The sequence below is a fragment of the Flavobacterium sp. KY-23415 genome (assembly GCF_055384985.1).
This window is the reverse complement of record NZ_AP044001.1, coordinates 4,493,893-4,515,854: the sequence shown is the minus strand read 5'-3', so window position 1 is coordinate 4,515,854 and position 21,962 is coordinate 4,493,893. Positions and strand designations below refer to the sequence as shown.

General features: G+C 30.6%; 21 protein-coding genes. 10 read left to right on the top strand and 11 right to left on the bottom strand.

What is annotated here, in order from left to right; translation table 11 throughout:
• Both ACZ49Z_RS19835 and ACZ49Z_RS19830 read left to right on the top strand, forming a co-directional pair.
• The gene (locus ACZ49Z_RS19835) at positions 1-642 is read left to right on the top strand and encodes a hypothetical protein (RefSeq protein ID WP_464306029.1); all 642 of its coding nucleotides are present in this window, start codon (positions 1-3) and stop codon (positions 640-642) included.
• 6 nt (positions 643-648) lie between these two features.
• The gene (locus ACZ49Z_RS19830; RefSeq protein ID WP_464306028.1) at positions 649-1,299 is read left to right on the top strand and encodes a tetratricopeptide repeat protein; all 651 of its coding nucleotides are present in this window, start codon (positions 649-651) and stop codon (positions 1,297-1,299) included.
• A 19-nt stretch (positions 1,300-1,318) separates the two neighbouring features.
• On the opposite strand, the gene lysA is transcribed toward ACZ49Z_RS19830, so the two are convergent.
• A complete protein-coding gene (gene lysA / locus ACZ49Z_RS19825; RefSeq protein WP_464306027.1) occupies positions 1,319-2,545 on the bottom strand; it encodes a diaminopimelate decarboxylase in 1,227 nt (408 codons plus the stop codon).
• 237 nt (positions 2,546-2,782) lie between these two features.
• Between lysA and sucC the strand changes: the two genes are divergently transcribed.
• Positions 2,783-3,979 (top strand): ADP-forming succinate--CoA ligase subunit beta, encoded by a 1,197-nt coding sequence (gene sucC, locus ACZ49Z_RS19820; RefSeq protein ID WP_464306026.1) that lies wholly within the window; start codon positions 2,783-2,785, stop codon positions 3,977-3,979.
• 56 nt (positions 3,980-4,035) lie between these two features.
• On the opposite strand, the gene ACZ49Z_RS19815 is transcribed toward sucC, so the two are convergent.
• From ACZ49Z_RS19815 to pyrE, 6 genes are all read right to left on the bottom strand, one after another.
• Positions 4,036-4,317 (bottom strand): TIGR03643 family protein, encoded by a 282-nt coding sequence (locus ACZ49Z_RS19815; protein ID WP_464306025.1) that lies wholly within the window; start codon positions 4,315-4,317, stop codon positions 4,036-4,038.
• 29 nt (positions 4,318-4,346) lie between these two features.
• Positions 4,347-5,657, bottom strand: a complete 1,311-nt coding sequence (locus ACZ49Z_RS19810; RefSeq protein WP_464306024.1) for an ABC1 kinase family protein — start codon at positions 5,655-5,657, stop codon at positions 4,347-4,349.
• 1 nt (position 5,658) lies between these two features.
• Entirely contained in the window at positions 5,659-6,312 is a 654-nt protein-coding gene (locus ACZ49Z_RS19805) for a TetR family transcriptional regulator C-terminal domain-containing protein (protein WP_464306023.1), read from the bottom strand.
• 145 nt (positions 6,313-6,457) lie between these two features.
• Positions 6,458-7,192, bottom strand: a complete 735-nt coding sequence (locus tag ACZ49Z_RS19800) for a sulfite exporter TauE/SafE family protein (protein ID WP_464306022.1) — start codon at positions 7,190-7,192, stop codon at positions 6,458-6,460.
• A gap of 77 nt (positions 7,193-7,269) precedes the next feature.
• Complete coding sequence (locus ACZ49Z_RS19795; RefSeq protein ID WP_464306021.1) at positions 7,270-7,662, bottom strand: SRPBCC family protein; 393 nt, start codon at positions 7,660-7,662, stop codon at positions 7,270-7,272.
• Positions 7,663-7,680: 18 nt separating this feature from the next.
• Entirely contained in the window at positions 7,681-8,328 is a 648-nt protein-coding gene (pyrE, locus tag ACZ49Z_RS19790; protein WP_464306020.1) for an orotate phosphoribosyltransferase, read from the bottom strand.
• A 7-nt stretch (positions 8,329-8,335) separates the two neighbouring features.
• On the opposite strand from pyrE, the gene ACZ49Z_RS19785 reads away from it, so the two are divergent.
• The 7 genes from ACZ49Z_RS19785 to ACZ49Z_RS19755 all read left to right on the top strand — a co-directional run bounded on the left by ACZ49Z_RS19785 (position 8,336) and on the right by ACZ49Z_RS19755 (position 18,575).
• The gene (locus tag ACZ49Z_RS19785; protein WP_464306019.1) at positions 8,336-8,944 is read left to right on the top strand and encodes an NUDIX hydrolase; all 609 of its coding nucleotides are present in this window, start codon (positions 8,336-8,338) and stop codon (positions 8,942-8,944) included.
• A gap of 228 nt (positions 8,945-9,172) precedes the next feature.
• Entirely contained in the window at positions 9,173-9,523 is a 351-nt protein-coding gene (locus ACZ49Z_RS19780) for a DUF6660 family protein (RefSeq protein WP_464306018.1), read from the top strand.
• A 311-nt stretch (positions 9,524-9,834) separates the two neighbouring features.
• Positions 9,835-14,181, top strand: coding sequence for a CusA/CzcA family heavy metal efflux RND transporter (locus tag ACZ49Z_RS19775; RefSeq protein ID WP_464306017.1), 4,347 nt, complete (start codon positions 9,835-9,837; stop codon positions 14,179-14,181).
• An 81-nt stretch (positions 14,182-14,262) separates the two neighbouring features.
• The gene (locus ACZ49Z_RS19770) at positions 14,263-15,501 is read left to right on the top strand and encodes an efflux RND transporter periplasmic adaptor subunit (protein ID WP_464306016.1); all 1,239 of its coding nucleotides are present in this window, start codon (positions 14,263-14,265) and stop codon (positions 15,499-15,501) included.
• Between the two features lie 249 nt (positions 15,502-15,750).
• Positions 15,751-17,715, top strand: a complete 1,965-nt coding sequence (locus ACZ49Z_RS19765; RefSeq protein WP_464306015.1) for a heavy metal translocating P-type ATPase — start codon at positions 15,751-15,753, stop codon at positions 17,713-17,715.
• Between the two features lie 183 nt (positions 17,716-17,898).
• Complete coding sequence (locus ACZ49Z_RS19760; protein ID WP_464306014.1) at positions 17,899-18,204, top strand: heavy metal-binding domain-containing protein; 306 nt, start codon at positions 17,899-17,901, stop codon at positions 18,202-18,204.
• 14 nt (positions 18,205-18,218) lie between these two features.
• A complete protein-coding gene (locus tag ACZ49Z_RS19755) occupies positions 18,219-18,575 on the top strand; it encodes a heavy-metal-associated domain-containing protein (protein ID WP_464306013.1) in 357 nt (118 codons plus the stop codon).
• Positions 18,576-19,718: 1,143 nt separating this feature from the next.
• Here ACZ49Z_RS19755 and gwsS read toward each other — a convergent pair.
• The 4 genes from gwsS to gwsG are packed head-to-tail and all read right to left on the bottom strand — an operon-like array spanning position 19,719 to position 21,932.
• Positions 19,719-20,600 carry a grasp-with-spasm system SPASM domain peptide maturase gene (gene gwsS, locus ACZ49Z_RS19750; protein ID WP_464308083.1) on the bottom strand — a complete coding sequence of 294 codons (882 nt, stop codon included), beginning with the start codon at positions 20,598-20,600 and terminating at the stop codon, positions 19,719-19,721.
• Between the two features lie 3 nt (positions 20,601-20,603).
• Positions 20,604-20,810 (bottom strand): hypothetical protein, encoded by a 207-nt coding sequence (locus tag ACZ49Z_RS19745; protein WP_464306012.1) that lies wholly within the window; start codon positions 20,808-20,810, stop codon positions 20,604-20,606.
• A 3-nt stretch (positions 20,811-20,813) separates the two neighbouring features.
• Entirely contained in the window at positions 20,814-20,999 is a 186-nt protein-coding gene (locus ACZ49Z_RS19740) for a hypothetical protein (RefSeq protein ID WP_464306011.1), read from the bottom strand.
• A 3-nt stretch (positions 21,000-21,002) separates the two neighbouring features.
• Positions 21,003-21,932, bottom strand: coding sequence for a grasp-with-spasm system ATP-grasp peptide maturase (gene gwsG, locus ACZ49Z_RS19735; protein ID WP_464306010.1), 930 nt, complete (start codon positions 21,930-21,932; stop codon positions 21,003-21,005).
• Positions 21,933-21,962 lie beyond the last annotated feature (30 nt).

Below are 21,962 nucleotides of genomic sequence, written 5' to 3'. Positions count from 1 at the left end.
ATGGAGTTTGTTACCTATAGAAAATATGCTAATAAGGAGTCTGCAATATATGTTGTAAACCTTTTGAAGAAGAATGATATTGCTAATGAATATATTGAAAATAAATCTACATTAGATTCTAGTTTTAGTAGTGTTTTGTTGAATGATTTTGAGGTGAAAATTGCGCAAGAAGATTTTATTAAAGCAGATGAAGTCATTTTGTTAGATACTGAAAATTATCTAAAAACATTGCCTCAAGATTATTATTTATTTTCATTTTCGAATGAAGAATTAAAAGAAATTATTAAAAAGAAAGATGAGTGGAATGATTTAGATTATGCTTTGGCTGTCAATCTTTTGAAATCAAGAGGTGCTGAAATGACCAAAGATGAAATATTAGATATGCATAACAAGAGGATTGAAGAATTGAGACAACCCGATAGAAGCTCTTCTAAATGGATTGATTTAGGATATGTTTTTGCTATTCTTGGCGGTTTCCTTGGTTTTGTAATAGGTTATTTATTATTGACACAGAAAAAAACACTTCCAAACGGAGAACGTGTTTTTGCAAATAGTTTGGAAGATAGAAAGCATGGGAAGAGAATACTTTATGTAGCTTTGTTTTTTTTCATGTTTTATGTATTTTATTATTTTGTGGTATAGATGAAATTGAAAGTAATTAGAATTTTTGCAATAGTTCTCTTGGTTTTTACAAGTGTAAACATTGCAATCATGTTTTTTTTTGGTCTTGGAGCTTTTTCAGATACTTTTAAGAGAAGTAACTTTAGTTTTTCTAGGGAACCTGTTAAGAGTGACACAATGTATTTGCACAAGCAAAGAATGGATAGATATTCTTGGCAATTAGACAGTTTAATTGAAGTGAATCCATTGCAAGCTGAATTGTTTGCAGATAAACTAAGCAAAAAGTATAAAAATGAAACTTTTTTTATCGAATATAAAGCTTTAGCAGTATTCAAACAGGATAAGTTTGAAGAAGCATTACAACTTTATAAGGAAATAGAAAACCCTTATTCAGAATTTGTTGGAACAAAAAGGAATGATAATCGCAATATAGCATTATGTTTTAAAAAATTGAAACAATATGATTCTGCCGTACATTATTTTAAAATATCTTCTATTGATGATAATCTATATAATTTAGCAGATTGTTTTATTTTAATGAAGGAAAAAGATAGTGCTTTGTTTTATTTTAGAAAGAAACTGGAAGGGATTAAAAAAAGTAATAATAAAATCTATCAAATTAAAGAAATGGATTTTTTAAGATATAAAATAGATTCATTAAAAAAAGCTTCTCATTAGAGAAGCTTTTTTTGTGTGTTTATACTGTAGCTTTTTCTTTTAAAACTTCGATTTCTATTTGATTTCTTAATATATCTTCAAATGTTTCTCGTTGTCTAATTAAATGCCCTTTCCCGTTTAACCACAACACTTCTGCTGGTTTCACTCTAGAATTATAATTTGATGCCATAGAAAAGCAGTATGCTCCAGCATTATGGAAACTTAAAATATCACCTTCATGAATTTCTGAAATTCTTCTATTGTTAGCAAAAGTATCTGTTTCACAAATGTAGCCAACTACAGAATAATAGCGTTCCTTTCCTTTAGGGTTTGAAATGTTCTCAATATGGTGTTGCGAACCATAAAGCATGGGTCTAATTAAATGGTTGAAACCACTATCTATGCCCGCAAAAACAGTTGAAGTAGTTTGTTTCACAACATTCACTCTGGCTAAAAAGAATCCTGCTTCACTAACAAGAAACTTCCCAGGTTCAAAACAAAGGGTTAATGGTCTTCCATATTCTTTTTCAAAAGCCAAAAAACGTTTTGTTAATTTTTTTCCAAACTCTTCAACATTAGTTTCAATATCACCTTTTTTGTAAGGTACTTTAAAGCCACTACCAAAATCTATGAATTGTAAATCTTTGAAGTTTTTAGCTGTTTCGAATAGAATTTCAGCAGCATATAGGAAAACATCCACATCCAAAATATCAGAACCAGTATGCATGTGTATTCCGTTGATGTTCATTTTTGTATTCTCAATAATTCTCAATAAATGAGGTAATTGATGTATTGAGATTCCAAATTTACTATCAATATGACCAACAGATATATTTGCATTACCACCAGCCATGACATGAGGATTAATTCTAACGCAAACAGGAACTTTAGGATGTTTTGTTCCAAATTGTTCTAAAACTGAAAGATTGTCAATATTAATTTGTACGCCCATCTGCGCAACAATTTCTATTTCTTCAAGAGAAACACCATTGGGTGTGTACATAATTTCGCTAGGTTCAAAACCAGCATGTAAGCCAAGTTGGACTTCTTCCAAAGAAACAGTATCCAAACCAGAACCTAAATTTTTTATTACTTTTAGTATGGAAAGGTTAGACAGTGCTTTAACAGCATAATGAATTTTAAACTGTTCTACTTTTGAAAATGCATTAGTAAGTCTTTTGTATTGCGATTCAATTTTTTCTGCATCATAAACATATAATGGAGAACCATATTCTTCTACTAATTGTAATAAATCCTGATTTTTCATTGTTATTAATTTTGGTGCAAATTACAATTATTTTATAATATTAAATCAAATATAAAATGGAATAAAACAAAAAATAACATTTTGTTGTATTTGTAACAAAATCAAATTTATTACTTTTGTTAAAGAGCTCAAATTAGATTCCTTAAAATGTCAAATAATAATAAAAAATGTTAGTCAATTAAAAATTAGTTTCTTATTTTTGTGGCACTTTTTAAAAAGAAAAAAACCTATTATATTATGAATTTACACGAATATCAAGGTAAAGAAATATTAGCAAGTTACGGAGTTAGAATTCAACGTGGACACGTTGCTAATAGCGCTGAGGAAGCTGTAGCTGCTGCAAAACAATTAACTGCTGAGACTGGAACAGGATGGCATGTAATTAAAGCACAAATTCACGCTGGTGGTCGTGGAAAAGGTGGTGGAGTTAAATTAGCTAAAAATTTAGATCAAGTTGCAGAAATTGCAGGTCAAATTATTGGTATGGATTTGATTACACCTCAAACTCCTCCAACAGGAAAAAGAGTTCATAAAGTATTAGTTGCAGAGGATGTATATTATCCAGGTGAAAGTGAAACTTCAGAATTTTATATGTCTGTTTTATTGAATAGAGGGAAAGCAAGAAATATGATTATGTATTCTACAGAAGGTGGAATGGATATTGAAGAAGTTGCAGAACACACTCCTCATTTAATTTTTACTGAAGAAATTGACCCTGCTGTTGGACTTCAAGGTTTTCAAGCAAGAAGAATTGCTTTCAATTTAGGTCTTTCTGGAAATGCATTTAAAGAAATGGTAAAATTTGTTGATGCATTATACAAAGCATATGTTGGCTCAGACGCTTCAATGTTTGAAATTAACCCAGTATTAAAAACATCTGATGATAAAATTATTGCTGTAGATGCTAAAGTTGATTTAGATGATAATGCTTTATTCCGTCATAAAGATTTAGCTGAATTACGTGATGTTCGTGAAGAAAATCCAATCGAAGTTGAAGCTAAAGAAGTAGGATTAAACTACGTTGATTTAGATGGAACAGTTGGATGTATGGTTAACGGTGCAGGTCTTGCAATGGCAACTATGGATTTGATTAAATATGCAGGTTTTGAGCCAGCTAACTTTTTAGATGTAGGTGGAACAGCAGATGCTAAACGTGTTGAAACAGCTTTCCGTATTATCTTAAAAGATTCTAACGTAAAAGCAATTTTGATTAACATTTTCGGAGGAATTGTTCGTTGTGATAGAGTTGCTCAGGGTGTTGTTGATGCTTATAAAAATATGGGTGACGCAATTAAAGTGCCAATTATTGTTAGATTACAAGGAACAAACGCAGAAATTGCTAAAGAATTAATTGATAATTCTGGAATGCCAATTTTATCTGCAGTTCAGTTTCAAGAAGCAGCAGATCAAGTTAAAGCTGCATTATCTAAATAATGAAGTAATAAATAGATATACTAAAAAAGCCTTGCATTCGCAAGGCTTTTTTAATCTTATCTTTTTGATATCTTATTATTAGTAATTTGTCGTTGTAGTTTACATTTAAATCTTCCTTCAGAAAAAACACGTAGTTTTTCATGCTTTGTTTTTCTGTTTGTGACTCTTTTTCGCCATAATTCATAGCTGGAACGCTTTAATTCTTTGCGCATTAAAGATTTTGTTTCCATTTCAGTTAACCCAAATTGAAATTGTATCGCTTCAAATGGAGTTCGGTCTTCCCATGCCATTTCAATGATTCTGTCAATTTTTTCTATTTCTAAGTTAGTTGTTTTCATAATTTGCCTTTGTTAACTTTAAAATGTAATTATAAATGTAAATAATTATTTATTTTAACGTTTGTAGCTTTTATATCGTGCATTAAATTATATAAACCAAAAAAAGTTCTATTGATATAGATAAAATGTTTAGAACCTCGGTTACCATTCATATTTCTTAATTCTGAACTTTTTGAATAGCGTTCCCCTAATTCGGCTATCTTTCCAAAAAAATCAGCATCTGAAAAATCAAAGGTTTCAGAATGGAATGGTTGTGTAAATAAACTTAACATTTCATGAAATAAAGCTGTGAAAAATTTCTTTTCATCTAGAGTATCACTTTCTTTTATAATTTCAAGTTCGTAGAGTTTTGATTCAAAAAAAGTGGCATTATCTATGTTTTCTTTTTTTGCCAATTCAAAATATGGAGTGTAAAAGTCATTCGGAACTTCTTTCATGCAACCAAAGTCTAATACAATTAATTGTTCTTCATTATTTACTAAGAAATTTCCTGGATGAGGATCTGCATGCACTTTTTTAATAACATGAATCTGATACATATAAAAATCCCAAAGCGCTTGTCCAATTTTATTGGATTTTTTTACATCAGTATTTGCTTCTGTAAACTCAGATAAATGTTTGCCTGTCATCCAATCCATAGTAAGAATCCTGTTAGAAGAGTATTCTTTGTAATACTTTGGAAATTGTATATTGGGTAAATGCTTGCATGCTTCAGCAATTTCTTTACTTTGTTTTAGTTCATTCAAATAATCAGTTTCTTCAATTAATTTATTTTCTACTTCTTTGAAATATTTATCAGAATCCTTTCCTTTAATGTTGAACATTTTTATGGCTATAGGCTTTACCAATGCCAAATCGGAAGAAATGCTTTCTGCAATGCCTGGATACTGAATTTTTACCGCTAATTTTTTGCCATTCACTTCAGCTTGATGTACTTGTCCAATACTGGCTGCATTTATAGATTCCAGATTAAAAGTATCGAAAATTTCATTCGGAGCTTTTCCAAAATAATTTTTAAAGGTTTTTTGAACTAATGGAGCCGATAATGGCGGCACAGAGAATTGTGATAGAGAGAACTTTTCTACATAGGCTCTAGGTAAAATGCTCTTTTCCATACTAAGCATTTGTGCTACTTTTAGAGCGCTTCCTTTCATTTGTTTTAATCCATCATATATATCCTCTGCATTAGAAAGGTTAAGGTTTTCTTTTGCCTCTTCCTCACTTTTTGTGATTTTATCGCCATAATATTTTAAGTAATTCACGCCTACTTTTGCTCCAGTTTGTAATAATTTGGAAGCGCGTTGAATTTTTGAAGTTGGAATGCTGTCTAATGATTTCATATTACATTTTTACTTTTTCTTTCCAAAGAAATTTACCAAAATCTATAATGTTTTTTAAAGGAGTAAGATCTAATAAATCAAAACTAGCGTGCACAGATTTCTCAATAAAAATGTCTGTTTTTTCAAAAGAAGGTGATGTATCGTCTATCCAGAATTTTAATGTCATTAAAAACTGAATCCACGAAATTTCAGAAATGCTTTTACCTTGAATTTTTTGAATTGTCTCTTGAGGAATTTCAATAGTCTTAATGTCTAAACTGTCGATATATTTCTTAAAATGCATTCGGAAAGATGATAGCTTTTTAAAATTTTGAAGCTTTGCTTTTTCTGGTTCTAGTAAATAGAGCACTAAACTTCTATTAGCAGTCATTAATTCAAAAATGGTGAAATAGAAACTTAATAGTTTAGTTTTCGCATCATAGTTATAATATTCATCACTTTTATGAAGTAATTCTATAGTGTTTTCGAAAAAAATATCAAAAACTTGTTCTTCAATTTTTTCAAAACTTGGAAAGAATTGATAAAAATCTTTTTCTTCTATTTTTAGATGTTGACAAAAGTGAAAAATGGTATGAGGTTTCTTAGCGTTTTCTAAAATGAATTTCGAATATTCATTCATTAAAAACTCTTTTGTTATTGCTACTTTCTTTGTCATTTTTTTATGTTTATTTCAAAATTACAAAATTATTGTTTAACTTATATGTTTAATGTGTTAAACAAAATATAAATTAGCCATTTTTATGTGAAGCATAAGAGATTATATAAAATTAGTCATTTTTAGGGGATAAATTGCGACCATTTTATTTAAATAAAAATTGAATAATAGTTGTAATTCCAATCAATAAAATAAGAAGTAAAGATGTTTGTTTGAATTTATCTTGTGGAATAAATTGTAGCACATATTTGCCAATATAAGTACCAATTAAACCAATAAGGAAGAGAAACGGAATATAAATTAAATCATGTTGATGAATGTAGCCATTTTTAAAATAGACAACTGTTCGTGTAAAATCTATTGCGAAATCTATTGCAGCAGAAGTAGCAATAAATGCGTTTTTTTCGAGATTAAAAGCAGCCATAGTGATACCTCTAATTGCTCCTCCAGTACCCAGTAGACCAGCAGTAAATCCAGATAATGAACCTCCAATTAATGATTCTTTTAGATTTGGTTTAATTATTAATTTCTTTTTAATTAGAAACAATAAGCTAAAAACAATTAGAAAAGAACCTAGAATAACTTGAAATGAATTAGTTTTAATATAATTGGAAATTATCCCACCAATAATTACAAAAATAACCGAAGGTATCCCAATGTTTATAAGCAGTTTTTTGTTCAAACCTTTTCTAAAAAGTGCTATTTTACTAATGTTACTAGATAGATGAAAAATTGCTGTTAGTCCTAGAACAGATTGGAAATCAAAAAAGAAACTTGCAATAGGAACAAAAAACACAGAAGAACCGAAGCCTCCAATTGTACCTATTATTTCTGCAAACAGCGATAATATTAAAAATAAAATACTTAATTTTTGAAACATTCCATTTGTTTTCTCAAATATAAACATAAAAAAACTCCTAAAGAATAGGAGTTTGGTTAGAATCAAAATTATTGATATTATAATTTGTGCATATTGTTTGCTAAAGTTTCAATAAATTTTCCAATAGGTCCTTTAATCATCATTGCCATCATTGGGTTAAAATCACCATCAAATGATAATTGCACATCAGTTTTGTTGGCTTCAATTTCGGTAAGATTAGCAACTAAAGTAAAAGGTAATTTACTTGAAGCTGCTCCTAAAATAATTTTGGAGTTAGGTGTTGCTTCCTTTTTTACTAATTTGATTTCTGGCATACCTTTTAAACCAAATTCAAAACAATTTTCATCAATTACTTCAAATTTTGCAATATTATCGGGCATCAATTTTTCAAAATTTTTAACGTCAGTTAATGCGTTAAAAACATATTCAGACGATTTATCTAGGCTAACTTTTGGGCTTTCTAAATTCATTTTTATTTTTTTCTTGTATTAAACTTCTACATTCCAAGTAGATGGGCTTTTTCTCCATTCTTGTAAAGTACTCATTTCTTCTTGATCTATATATCTTTTTTCAACAGCTCCTTTTAAAAGGCAATCATAATCACTCAAAGTAAAAAGTTCAACATTTTCTTCTTTAAAGCGATTCACAGAGACATCAAAGCCATAGGTAAATATTGCCGCCATTCCTTTAATTATTGCACCCTCATTACGTAATGCTTCAACTGCTAAAAGACTACTTCCACCAGTACTAATTAAATCTTCTACAACGACAACACTTTGTCCTTTTTGTAGAAAACCTTCAATTTGATTCTGACGGCCATGCTTTTTTGGCTCTGGGCGAACATAAACAAAAGGAAGACCCATATACTCTGCAACAAGTATGCCAATGCCAATTGCCCCAGTGGCAACACCAGCAATGACATCTGGTTTTCCAAATTTTTTTTCAATATTTTTTGCAAATTCTTCTCGGATAAAATTCCTAACTGCTGGAAATGAAAGAATTATTCTGTTATCGCAATATATTGGAGACTTCCAGCCAGAAGCCCATGTAAAAGGATTTTTAGAATTTAATTTAATTGCGTTTATTTGTAAAAGCAATTCGGCTGTTTTTTCGGCTGTGTTATTATTAAAAATCATATTGCAAATGTATAAAGTTTTTGTGAACGATAAACCACTTTTTTTGACAAATGAAGTTCAAAAGGAGACAAATTTTCAAATTTTTCTTTTGGAAAGTATAGATATAAAGAAGCTAATCATAAAAATGTTTCAAAATAAAATTCAGAATACATTTTTGTATCATCCTGATGAGAAATTAATTATGAAAACGCTAAAAGCTAAAATTCCTGTAGTAAAAGCTGGAGGAGGCTTAGTTTATAATAAAAAAGGAGAAATTTTGTTCATTTTCAGAAATGGGAAATGGGATTTACCTAAAGGGGGAACCGAAAAAAATGAGTCGATTGAAGAAACAGCCATGAGAGAAGTAGAAGAGGAAACAGGAGTTTCTGGATTATCTATAACCAAAAAATTGCAAAAAACATATCATGTTTTTAAAAGAAATGGGCGTTACAAGTTGAAACAAACCTATTGGTTTGAAATGGAATCTACATTTGAAGGAATACCTAAAGGACAAGAAAATGAGGGAATTGAAAAAGTTGAATGGGTAAACCCTAATCGGGTTCCAGAACTTTTACAAAATTCTTATGAAAACATAAAATTATTATTTGAAGAAAATAATGAGTACATTCAAAGTTAAGTCAAATAATCTTAAGAAATGATTAAGATTATGACAGTAAGCCCTTAAAAAGTAACGAAAATAAATTAAAAAATGTACATTTGTTGTGATGGAATGGTTATTAGTATTGTGATTGTTACTAATATATAAGAATTCACCGAACACAATTGAAATAAAATTATTGAGAATTAGGCACCAACAAGTAATGCTGTGTTATCTTAGTTAACGCTAAAAATGTAATATAAAAAAATGAAATGGTTCAATAGCATATTGTCAATATACATAGTGATACTATCCTGTCTTCCTTGTACAGATGGGATGGCGTATAATACTATTAATGATAATGAAGTCTATAAACAAAGTACTATTTCAGATACACACATTCATACAGGTCATTCGCATGAAGATGGAGATGAAGATACTTGTCCTCCTTTTTGTGATTGTAATTGTTGTGGAGCACAGGTTTTAACCTATTCACCTTTTCTAGTTTATGAATTTCCATTGCGTTTTAAAAAAATTCAATCTAAAATAATTTTCTACAAGTCTAATCTATCAAGCACTTTCTTTGATAGTATTTGGCAACCCCCTCAAATAGTATAATGAATTTTCCGAGTTATATCGGACGGTTGTTTATGGATATCCCTTATCCATAATAATTTCAATTTTGCTTAATGTATTCTGTAAGTTATAATTAGTTTTTAACTAAATTTCTTCAATAGTTCGATTGATTTTCGATTGAAGATTATATTGAGAACAACTAAAAAAAATAATAGCGGTTTGGAGTACACGTCACTTCGAGTGCGAAGCGTAGCGAGAAGTTTTGTCCCGCTTTGCTGCATAAATAATACTCGAACTCACGTTTTTAATGAAGCAAACAACGGATTTAATTTTAATTCATTCATACAATAAAAATGTTAGATAAAATCATTCATTTTAGTATTAATAATAAATTTATTATTGGACTATTTACATTTATTTTAGCAACAGTAGGAATTTATTCTGCCTATAATCTACCTATTGATGCTCTACCTGATATAACGAATAATCAGGTTCAAATTATAACGACTTCACCAACTTTGGCAACACAAGAAGTAGAACAATTAATTACCTACCCTATAGAACAAGCAGTAAAACCAATTCCAAACGTTATTGAGTTACGCTCAATTAGTCGATTTGGTTTAAGTGTAATTACGGTTGTTTTCGAAGAGAAAGTAGATATTTATTGGGCAAGAGCTCAAATATCTGAACGATTAAAAGAAGCAGAAAAAATAATTCCTGCAACATTAGGATCACCAGAGATGGCTCCCGTTTCTACTGGTTTAGGAGAAATTTATCAGTATGTTGTTTATGCTAAAAATGGCTATGAAAAAAAATACGATGCCACAGCACTTCGTACTATTCAAGATTGGATTATTAAACCACAACTTACAGGCACTAAAGGGGTAGCAGAAGTAAATACACTTGGTGGTTTTTTAAAACAATACGAAATTGCAGTTCAACCCAATAAGTTGAAGAGCATGAATACTACAATTACGGAGATATTTGATGCTTTAGAAAAGAATAATGAAAATACTGGAGGAGCCTATATTGATAAAAAACCCTATGCCTATTTTATTAGAGGAATTGGAATGGTTTCGTCTATCGATGACATTGAAAAAATTGTAGTTAAAAATCAAAATGGTGTTCCTATTTTAATTCGTGATGTAGCCAAAGTTCAAAAAGGAAGCGGAATTCGTTATGGAGCGGTTACTAAAGATGGAAAAGGAGAAGACGTTTCTGGAATGGTAATGATGCTTAAAGGAGAAAATAGTGGTGAAGTAGTAAATCGTGTTAAAGAAAAAATAGAACAGATAAAGAAATCGTTACCAGAAGGGGTAATGGTTGAACCTTTCTTGGATCGTTCTGTTTTGGTTAATAACGCTATTAGTACTGTTGAGAAAAACCTTATTGAAGGTGCCTTAATTGTTATTTTTATACTTGTTCTTTTATTAGGAAATTGGCGTGCAGGTTTGGTAGTTGCCTCTGTAATTCCATTGGCTTTGTTGTTTGCCATTTCTATGATGAAATTATTTGGAGTGAGTGGCAATTTAATGAGTTTGGGAGCAATAGATTTTGGACTTATCGTTGATGGTGCTGTTATTATTGTGGAGGCAATTGTGCATCGATTACAAGTAAGCAAAAAAGGGACGTTAACCGCAGATGAAATGAATGAGGAAGTCTATACTGCTGCCTCGAAAATTAGAAGTAGTGCTGCTTTTGGGGAAATTATTATTTTAATTGTTTACTTGCCTATTTTAGCCTTAGTGGGTATTGAAGGAAAAATGTTTGGTCCAATGGCACAAACGGTTTCTTTTGCCATTTTAGGAGCGTTTTTATTATCATTAACTTATGTTCCAATGATGTCTGCTTTAGTATTGAAAAAACAAACAGGACACAAACGTAATTTTAGTGACGTAATTATAGAAAAAATACATGCTATATATGAACCTGTTTTAGAGAAAGCACTTCGAGTTAAAGAAACTATTCTCATAATTGCTGTTGCATTATTTGCTGTTGCATTATTTGTTTTTAATAGTTTAGGAGGCGAATTTATTCCCACTTTAGACGAAGGAAATATTGCAACCCATGTAATTATAGCTTCGGGAAGTTCACTATCTCAAGAAGTGGAAGCTACTACTAAAGCAGAACAAATATTAAAGGCAAAATTCCCAGAAATTAAGATGATTGTCTCTAAAATTGGTTCTGCCGAAATACCAACCGATCCAATGCCAATGGAAGCAGCCGATGTAATGATTATTTTGAAAGATAAAAGCGAATGGACTTCAGCCGATTCAAGAGAAGAATTAATGGAAAAAATGGAAGCGGCTTTAGAAGAAATTCCAGGTGTTTTTACAGAGTTTTCGCAACCAATTCAAATGCGTTTTAATGAGTTAATGACTGGTGTGCGTAGCGATGTGGCTATTAAAATATTTGGAGAAGACATTAATTTGTTGGTTAGTAAAGGAGAAGAAGTAGTTCAAATGATAAAAAATATTGAAGGCGTTTCCGATGCCAAAGCCGAACGTGTGGCTGGCCTACCTCAAATTGTTATTCGCTATAATAAAGATAAGATGGCTGCTTATGGGTTAAAAGTGAGTGACCTGAATAGAGTTGTAAGAATGGGTTTTGCAGGTGAAACAGCGGGCATGGTTTATGAAGGAGAAAAAAGATTTGATATGGTTGTTCGTCTAGAAAGTGATAGTAGAAACGATATTTCAAATATAAAATCATTATTTGTTACCTTACCTTCTGGAAGTCAAATTCCTTTAGAGCAAGTTGCAGATGTTAATTATGAAGACGGACCAATGCAAATTTCTCGGGAAGAAGGAAAGAGAAGAATTGTTGTAGGTTTCAATGTTCGTGGTAATGCAGATGTTCAGTCGGTAGTTGAAAAAATTCAAACGAAATTAGATTCAAGTCTAAAATTACCCGATGGATATTATACAACCTATGGAGGACAATTTCAAAATTTAATCGAGGCAAGTAATAGATTAATGATTGCAGTACCAGTGGCTTTAGGATTAATATTTATTTTGTTGTTTTTTACGTTTAAATCCATGAAACAGTCCTTATTAATATTTACGGCAATTCCTTTTTCTGCAATTGGAGGTGTTTTTGCACTTTGGTTGCGCAATATGCCATTTAGTATTTCTGCGGGTGTTGGTTTTATTGCACTTTTCGGGGTTGCTGTATTGAACGGAATTGTATTGATAGGTTATTTTAATCAATTAAAAGGAGAAGGAATGGATAATGTCTATGATCGAATTAAAGAGGGTACAAAAGTTCGTTTACGTCCTGTTATAATGACAGCTGCTGTTGCGTCATTAGGATTCTTACCAATGGCAATAAGTAGTAGCGCTGGAGCAGAGGTTCAAAAACCTTTGGCTACGGTTGTAATTGGCGGACTTTTATCGGCTACTTTGTTAACATTAATTGTTTTACCAATTTTGTATTTCTTTTTAGAAAAAGGAATTCACAAACCTAAAAAGAGTATTCCTAAAATAGTCACCTTAATTGTTGTTTCATTATTCACTTTAACAACCAATGGACAGGAAGTTCAAAAGTTAGATATTAATCAAGCTATAGCTTTGGGGTTAAAAAATAATAAAGGAGTTCAAGCTTCGGTTTTAGAGGCTAAAATGAATAAGCAACTCACAAAATCTGCTTTTGAATTACCCAAAACGGAGTTTGTTGGAACGTTTGGGCAAATTAATACCTATTCGAACGATAAGAATTTCAGTATTAATCAAAGCTTTAATCCGTTTCAAATTAGTGCAAAGAAAAAAGTACTCAATGAAATTAATAACGAAAGCGAAACTAAGGTTGGAATTTCTAAACAAGAAACCACCTTTGCTATTCGTCAGTCGTGGAATATATTGTTGTTCTACAGTAATCAAAATAGATTATTGGCAGTGCAAAATAATGAGATGCAAAAATTTGTTAAAGCAGCTAATTTAAGATATGCTACAGGAGAAACAAATGTGCTAGAGAAGAATGTTGCCATTGCAAAACAACAAGAATTAGAACAAGAAATCAAACAAAATGAGACTAGAATTTTCATTGAAAAAGAAAAACTAAAGACCTTGTTGAATTTAGACTCCGACTTTGAAGTTTCAGAGACAACTTTTAGCCCTATAATTGCAACAGTAGATAGTACTCAAATAATCCAGAATACTTCTGTGCAATTGGCAAATAATCAAATTAAAATTGCAGAAGCCAATCATAAATTAGAAAAAGCAGCTCTTTTTCCTGAGTTTTCAGCAGGCTATTTTATGCAATCGATGAATGGCAATCAAGAAGTTAACGGACAAATGGTAACCTATGACTCATCGTTAAGCTTTACAGGATTTTCAGTAGGTGTTTCATTACCCATTTTTATGGGAAGTACAATGGCTAAATCTAAAGCAGCTCAAACAAGAATAGCATTAGAGAAACAAAACTTAAGCTATTTGCAAGCACAAGTTGAGAGTCAGTTTCTACAACAAAACAAGCAATTAAAAACATACAAATCATTAGTAGATTATTATATACAAATTGCCGTTCCAAATGCAAACGAGATTCTTAAAAATGCATCTAAAGGCTATTTAAATGGGGCAATTTCGTATCATGAATATGTGAATAGCTTAGAAACTGCACTCAAAATTCAAATGAACTATGGAGAAGCAATTCTAAATTATAACCAAACAATAATTAATTTACAATATTTAACCAATCAATAAAAAACAGTTGATGGAATCATTTTACCAAGAAGCAATAAATAAGGTAAAATTTTAAAAATCAATTACTAAATACAGATAAAGATGAAAAAGACCTATAAAATTATTATGATAATTGCCTTGATAATTTTGGCAATAGTTTTATATTTTTCTTTTAGACATACAGACAATGACGGTCATAATCATGATGGTCACGAAGGTCATAACCATGAAGAAACAACAACAGTAGAAGCCGTAGAAACCTCAAGCATAAAAGAAGTAGCCTTAAATGAAGCCCAATTCAAATCGGCAGCAATAGAATTAGGTACGTTTAGTAAAAAGAACTTGAATGAGGTAATTAGTGCCAATGGTTACACAAAATTGCCACCACAAAATCAAGCAGATGTATCGGTACATACTACTGGAATAATAAAATCAATTTTCATTGAAGAAGGTCAGTTTGTAAAAAAAGGACAAACGTTAGTAACCATTGAAAGTCCAGAATTTGCTAAATTACAAGAGGCATATCTTACATCTAAAAGTAATTTAGAGTTTTTGAAATTGGAGTTTGAGAGGCAAACGGTATTAAACGCAGAAGAAGTTAACGCTAAGAAAACATTTCAAAAAACAAAATCCGATTATGAGATAGAAAAAGCTAGATTTCGTTCGTTGGAAAAACAATTAACTGTTTTTAATATTAATGGCAGCGGAACAGCTTCTGCAACAGTTCCTGTGATAGCTCCAATTTCGGGTTATGTAACAGAAATAAAAATAAAAATAGGAAGTAATGTTGAAATAGGGAAACCACTATTAACCATCGTAGATAATTCAAAATTGCATGTTGATTTGTTGGTCTATGAAAAAGATTTATACAAAGTAAAAGAAGGGCAAACGGTTCGTTTTGTGCTTACCAACCAAGATAATACAGAAGTGACAGGAAAAGTTTTTAGCGTTGGAAAAGCCTTTGAAAACGATACTAAAGCAGTTGCAGTTCATGCAGACATACTCAACAAAGATCAAAAATTAATTTCTGGAATGTATGTAAATGCATTAATCGATATTGGAGCTCAAAGTGTGTATGCATTACCTGTTGATGCTGTTATAAAAGCAGATGGAAGAGAATTTATATTTGTATTGGAAACCATTGAACCCGCAACAGGAGAAAAAGAAAAAGAATTTCACTTTCAACGAATTGAAGTAAAAACAGGAGCGAGCCAATTGGGTTATGTTCAAATTAATCTATTACAAAAAATAGAAAAAGAAGCAAAAATAGCCCTAAAAGGAGCCTATTATATACAAAGTCATTTGATAAAAAATGAAGGCGGAGGAGGTCATTCGCATTAATTATTTTGAAGAGACTATTTGTTAAATTGTTATCTTTTTCAATACTGAATTGGTTTAACTCAGGATTAACAATTTTACAAAGAAACAAACAATATAAGCATTTTATATTTTCTGTTGTTTGTTTTTAATTTAGTTATGATGTTTGATTCAACAATATAATGCTTAGCCCATGAACAAAATAATGTTTAACTTTATAAGCACTTGAATTTATAATTATTTCGAGTGCTATTTTAAAATAAAAATAGTATCATGTCAAACAATTTAGATTCCATGAATTGCTGCTCACATGAGGCCAAAGAAACTCATAGCCATAGTGACCAAAATGGTCATGATCATGAAGCTCAAAATGAGAGTATTTTAAAAATGTTTTTGCCAGCAATAATTTCATTTCTATTATTGGTATTAGGAATATATTTCGATATATATCTTTCTCAATCCTGGTTTTCAGGTTGGGCAAGAATACTATGGTATAGTATTGCTTATTTACCTGTTGGATTTCCTGTATTAAAAGAAGCCTTATTAAGCATTAAAAAAGGAACTATATTTTCAGAATTTTTTTTAATGTCAATAGCAACAATTGGAGCTTTTGCAATAGGCGAATATCCTGAAGGAGTGGCTGTAATGCTTTTTTATTCGGTTGGAGAAATATTCCAAACTTTAGCGGTTACTAGAGCTAAAAAAAACATAAAAAGTTTACTAGATCAACGACCAGATGAGGTAACTCTTCTCGATGAAAACAATAAGGCTTCAAAAGTAAAATCAGAAACAGTACAAGTTGGACAAATAATTCAACTAAAACCAGGAGAAAAAGTTGGACTAGATGGAATTTTATTGTCAGATTTTGGCTCCTTTAATACAGCGGCTTTAACAGGAGAGAGCAAGCCTGACACTAAAAAGAAAGAAGATGTTGTGTTGGCAGGAATGATCAATCTCACTACAGTTTCTCTAATAAAGGTTACAACAGTTTATTCAGATAGTAAGTTGTCTAAAATATTAGAAATGGTGGAAGAGGCTACTTCAAGAAAAGCTCCAACAGAATTATTTATAAGAAAATTTGCTAAAGTTTATACTCCTATTGTGGTTCTTTTAGCCGTTTTAATTTGTTTTTTACCCGTCTTGTTTGTTCCAGAGTATTCTTTTAGTCAATGGTTATATAGGGCCTTAATTTTTTTAGTTATTTCCTGCCCATGTGCTTTGGTTATTAGCATTCCGTTAGGATATTTTGGTGGCATTGGAGCAGCAAGTAAAAACGGTATTCTAGTAAAAGGAAGCAACTTCTTAGACATTTTGGCTACCATTCAAAATGTAGTTATGGATAAGACAGGAACATTAACGGAAGGTGTTTTTAAGGTTCAAGATGTAATTTTTAAGTCAGAATTTAATAAAAATGAAATTTTAAAAGTAGTCAATGCATTAGAAAGCCAAAGCACGCACCCTGTAGCAACCGCTATTCGTGAATTTGTTGGAGAAGTAGATAGAACAATAGTCTTCGAGGAAGTTGAAGAGATTGCAGGGCATGGATTAAGAGCTAGGACGAATAACAAAGAAATTTTAGTAGGCAATTTTAAATTATTGGACAAATTCTCAATTTCTTATACTATTGATCCAGAAAGCATTGTATATACCACTATTGCAGTTGCTTATGACGGTCTATTTGCTGGATATATAACCATTGCCGATAGTATAAAAGAAGACGCTTCCGATGCCATAAAAAAACTCAAAGACTTAGGAATACAAACAACCATGTTAAGTGGCGATAAAAATACTGTTGTGCAATTTGTAGCACAAAAGCTAAACATAAAGAATGCCTTTGGAAACCTATTACCAGAAGACAAAGTAAACAAGGTTAAAGAAGTATTAGCGACAAAGCAAACTGTTGCTTTTGTTGGTGATGGAGTGAATGATGCTCCTGTTGTTGCACTAAGTAGCGTAGGAATAGCTATGGGAGGATTAGGAAGCGATGCTACCATTGAAACCGCAGATATAGTAATTCAAGACGATAGGCCAAGCAAAATTCCAATGGCAATAGCTATTGGCAAACAAACCAAGAAAATTGTATGGCAAAATATTATTTTAGCGTTTAGTGTTAAAGCTATTGTTTTGGTTTTAGGAGCAGGAGGTTTAGCAACCATGTGGGAAGCTGTTTTTGCAGATGTGGGTGTAGCTTTATTAGCAATCCTGAATGCTGTTAGGATTCAAAAAATGAAATTTTAAATCATTTTTTTTATATTAGAATACAAAACAGAAGTGAAAAAAAGCTTTTTCTTCCGTTTAGCTTTCGTGGAGATGTAAAAAAAACTATTTTTACTCAAAGGAATCATACTTGAGTACTTGAATTAAGGCTATATTTTATACTAAAAAGAAAACACTATATTAATAATAAAAACAAGTTTAAAAATGAAAAAAACAATTGTAATGATGATGTTTGCATTAGCAACTTTATCGGTAATGTCTTGTAAAAATGAAGAAAAAAAAGTAGAAAGCACTGAAACTACAGAAGAACATGCAGGTCATGACCATGCAGCTGGAGAAGACATGCATCATGCGCATGCACATTATGTTTGCCCAATGGATTGTGAAAAAGGAAAAGAATATGAAGCAAAAGGGAAGTGTGGTGTTTGCGAAATGGATTTAGTTGAAGCAAAAGTAGCAAATGAAGGACATGATCATTCAGAAGCAGGTCATGAAGGTCATAATCATTAATAAAATAATGATTCATGAAGAAATTAATAGTAAAAATATTTTTTGTTCTAGTCGTACTGTTTAGTTTTTCAACTGCGGCTTTTGCTCAAAAGGGAACTCAAAAAGCGGTCATTAAAACGTTTTTGCATTGCGATCATTGCCAACAATGTGAGACTTGTGGGGAGAAATTTAAAGTTGAAATGCTGAATATTAAAGGCGTTAAGATGTATGAGCTTGACGAAAAAGCCATGACTTTTACGGTGTATTACAACAGCAAAAAAACCAACGTACAAACCATTAGAGAAGCCATTAGCAAAATGGGTTATGATGCAGACGATGTTAAAGCCGATCCTGAAGCCTATGAAAATTTAGACGGTTGCTGCAAAGCATAAGCTTTAGTAACACGTTGCGTGACGATGTAATTAAAGTATAAAATTAAGGAAAAGCGATTCTAAAAGTAATACCATTTGTGCTTTTGGATCGCTTTTTTTATTCTGGATTCATTTTCTATAAAATAGTACTGTGATTTGTGTGAATCTGCAAAATCAGCGTGCTTATTTACCCACAGCAATTAATCATTAACCATTAAAATATCTAATCTTGTCATGCTGAAAGCATCGCATTTGCAGCTTCACGGTATAACCACCCCGTCCTTCGGACACCCCTCCAGAGGAGGGGAATTGTAGTGTGTGTTAATGGCTTATGCGACCTTTAGGGGTAACAAGTTTGTGTCTAAAAATCAGCGTGAATCTGCAAAATCAGCGTGATTATTTACCCATAATAATCAATTATTAACCATTAAAACACCCAATCTTGTCATGCTGAAAGCATCGCATTAGTAATACTACAAACAATACCATTAGGTATTAATCATTGTCAAACAAAAAAACAAATGAGAACTTCAGAAACTGAAAATCCACGTTCTGAGCTTCAATTTTGAGGTTATTTACTTCAATTTCCAGCTTCAGAAACTGAAAATCCACGTTCTGAGCTTCAATTTTGGGGTTATTTACTTCAATTTCCACCTTCTTAAACTGAAAATCCACGTTCTGAGCTTCAATTTTTAGGTTATTTACTTCAATTTCCACCTTCTGAAACTGAAAATCCACGTTCTAAGCTTCAATTTTGGGGTTATTTACTTCAATTTCCAGCTTCAGAAACTGAAAATCCACGTTCTAAGCTTCAATTTTGAGGTTATTTACTTTAATTTCCAGCTTCTGAAACTGAAAATCCACGTTCTGAGCTTCAATTTTTAGGTTATTTACTTCAATTTCCATCTTCTAAAACTGAAAATCCACGTTCTGAGCTTCAATTTTGAGGTTTCTAACATAAATATATTTATTGAAGCATATAGAGTTATAAAAAAAACTAATAGCAAATTTATCTAGAAAATCTGCGTGAATCTGCAAAATCTACGTACCTATTTACTCAATAAATTAATAATTTACCTCATTACTCACTAATTATTAAAACACCCAAACTTGTTATGCTGGAAGCATTTATTAGGAGTTTCATGAAAAAATAATAACAAACACTTATACCTTCACCAACTCCTGCATACCATAATATTCGATTGCTTTTTGTTTCAGAGGGTTAGTGCTCCATTCTTCCCATTCGTTGGTATAGGGACTGTAGCCACATTTTAAAGGTTTGGAATATTGGTTTTCTGGGTCTTCAATATAGGCACGGCAATCGGTGCACACATGACGGAATTCACAATCTTTGCAAACCTCTATTTGGTCTTTGGTAATATTCCAGTATTTTTTAAAATCCTTGTGCTGCAAGGCTTCTTCTAATGTGGTGTCTTTAATGTTGCCAAAACTTTGCACCATAGAGGGGCAGTTTTTAATGTTTCCGTCTTTATCTATGGAGATTTTACGGTTTAAGCAGGAGTTGTGGTTGAGGGATTCTAATACTTTTTCTTTATTAACATAAAAATCGTTTTTATCTACTTTGCCACAATGACTAAAGTTGTTTATTGTGTAATTTAAGTATTTAACCCTAAATGAGAAATTATTTACTTTTTTTATTTCGACATTATCTGCACAACCGTGAAAAATTATTGAAACTATATGAGGGTTACTTTTATAGTTTTCTTTGATAAAACCAAAAAGATTATCAGAAAATTTTAAAACTAATTCGACGGATCTAAAATTACTTTTAGAGATAATTTTAAGTATTTTTTTAAATTTATCAATTTCTAAGTCATTATAACAAACAAATTGAACATATTTACAGGACAACTTATCCAAACTAATGACTATTTCATTAAGTTTTGATATTGTAATTTCAGATAGCTCAATAATAATATTTGTTAAATGTGATGCTATATCAAATTTCAAGTTTAATTCTGGAAATAAACTAAATTCTTGATTAGTACAGATAAATCCAAATTCTTTCTCTATTAAAAAATCAATATATTAATTTATTATTGCAATATTTTCATTTCCGTATATTTCATAAACTTGTTTAATAGAATTTTTATTTTTGAATAAGCTTATAACCTCCGACATTGTATCTGGTATTGTAGTATAATATTGTCTTTGAATATCAATTATTAAACTTCTTGAAATTCCATTTACTACCAAGCAATTAGCAAATATTTTAAAGTAATCGTTATTCTTCATCAATTAAAAGCGCGTTATGTTTTTATAAAAACTTAAAATACCATAATCTGCATCTTTATATTTTTCTGAAGATACAGCTTTATATGTTTCTTTATAATCGTTAAAATCTTTGATTTCAATGTCATTAAATGATAATGGAAGCTTTTCTTTGTTTTCTTCGATATATATTAATATTTTATCTTTTTTCATTTTTTATAAATATTCAGCTATTTTTTTTTCTAAATTATAATTGCAAGGGTATGAAGTCATCCCGAACTGTCCTACAGGGTTTACTTCTAAAAAAACAAATTCATCTTTTGGGGTGACAATCATGTCAATAGAACCACAATTAATATTAATTTGTTTCATCAGTGCATCTAATTTTTTTGAGATTTTGTTAGGAAGGGTGTAAGGTACTGTTCTATTTGGTCTTTCTCTATTGTAATTTCTAAAATCGATAGATGTTTTATCATCTAATTGAGAAAAAATTGCCATTGAATAAAATGCTCCGTGTAAATAAAATATTCTTAATTCATATTTTTTTTGAATATAATTTTGAACTAATGAGGGGAAAAAGTTTATATTTTCGATTTTGTTGTAATCAAGTAGAGTAGAGAAGTTGTAAATTGAAAAATCTTCAAAAATATTTATTGAACCGGCTCCTATTGGTTTTGTTATAAATATATTTTTAGATTTAGAAACTAAATTAATTAAATTCGTGTTTTCTGAAAAAATAAAATCTTGAGGTGTTTTTATGTTTAAATCTCTTGCAATTGTGTTAACTATTAGTTTATTTACATCTGAAAATTCAATACTGTTAATGTTTTTTATTCTTTTTAATTTAAAATGAATGAATTGCATTATTTTATTTAATTCTATAGTTAAATAACTATTAAATTCGTCGATTTTAGAGAAATAGTCGTTTTTTATTGAAAAGTATCCTCTTCTATACCAATAACTTTTTATTTCGGATAATTTAAAAACAATATTATTCTCTAATGTAAAAATTATTTCATTGCCAATAAAATTTAAAGAAATCTCATCTTGTAAATTAATACGTATCCATTTTTTATTAAAAAAATCTAACCACTCTATTACATGTGTGGTGGAAATATCCCCTTGCTCTGATAATATTAAAATCATATTTTATAAAAAAAGATGCTTGAATTAATC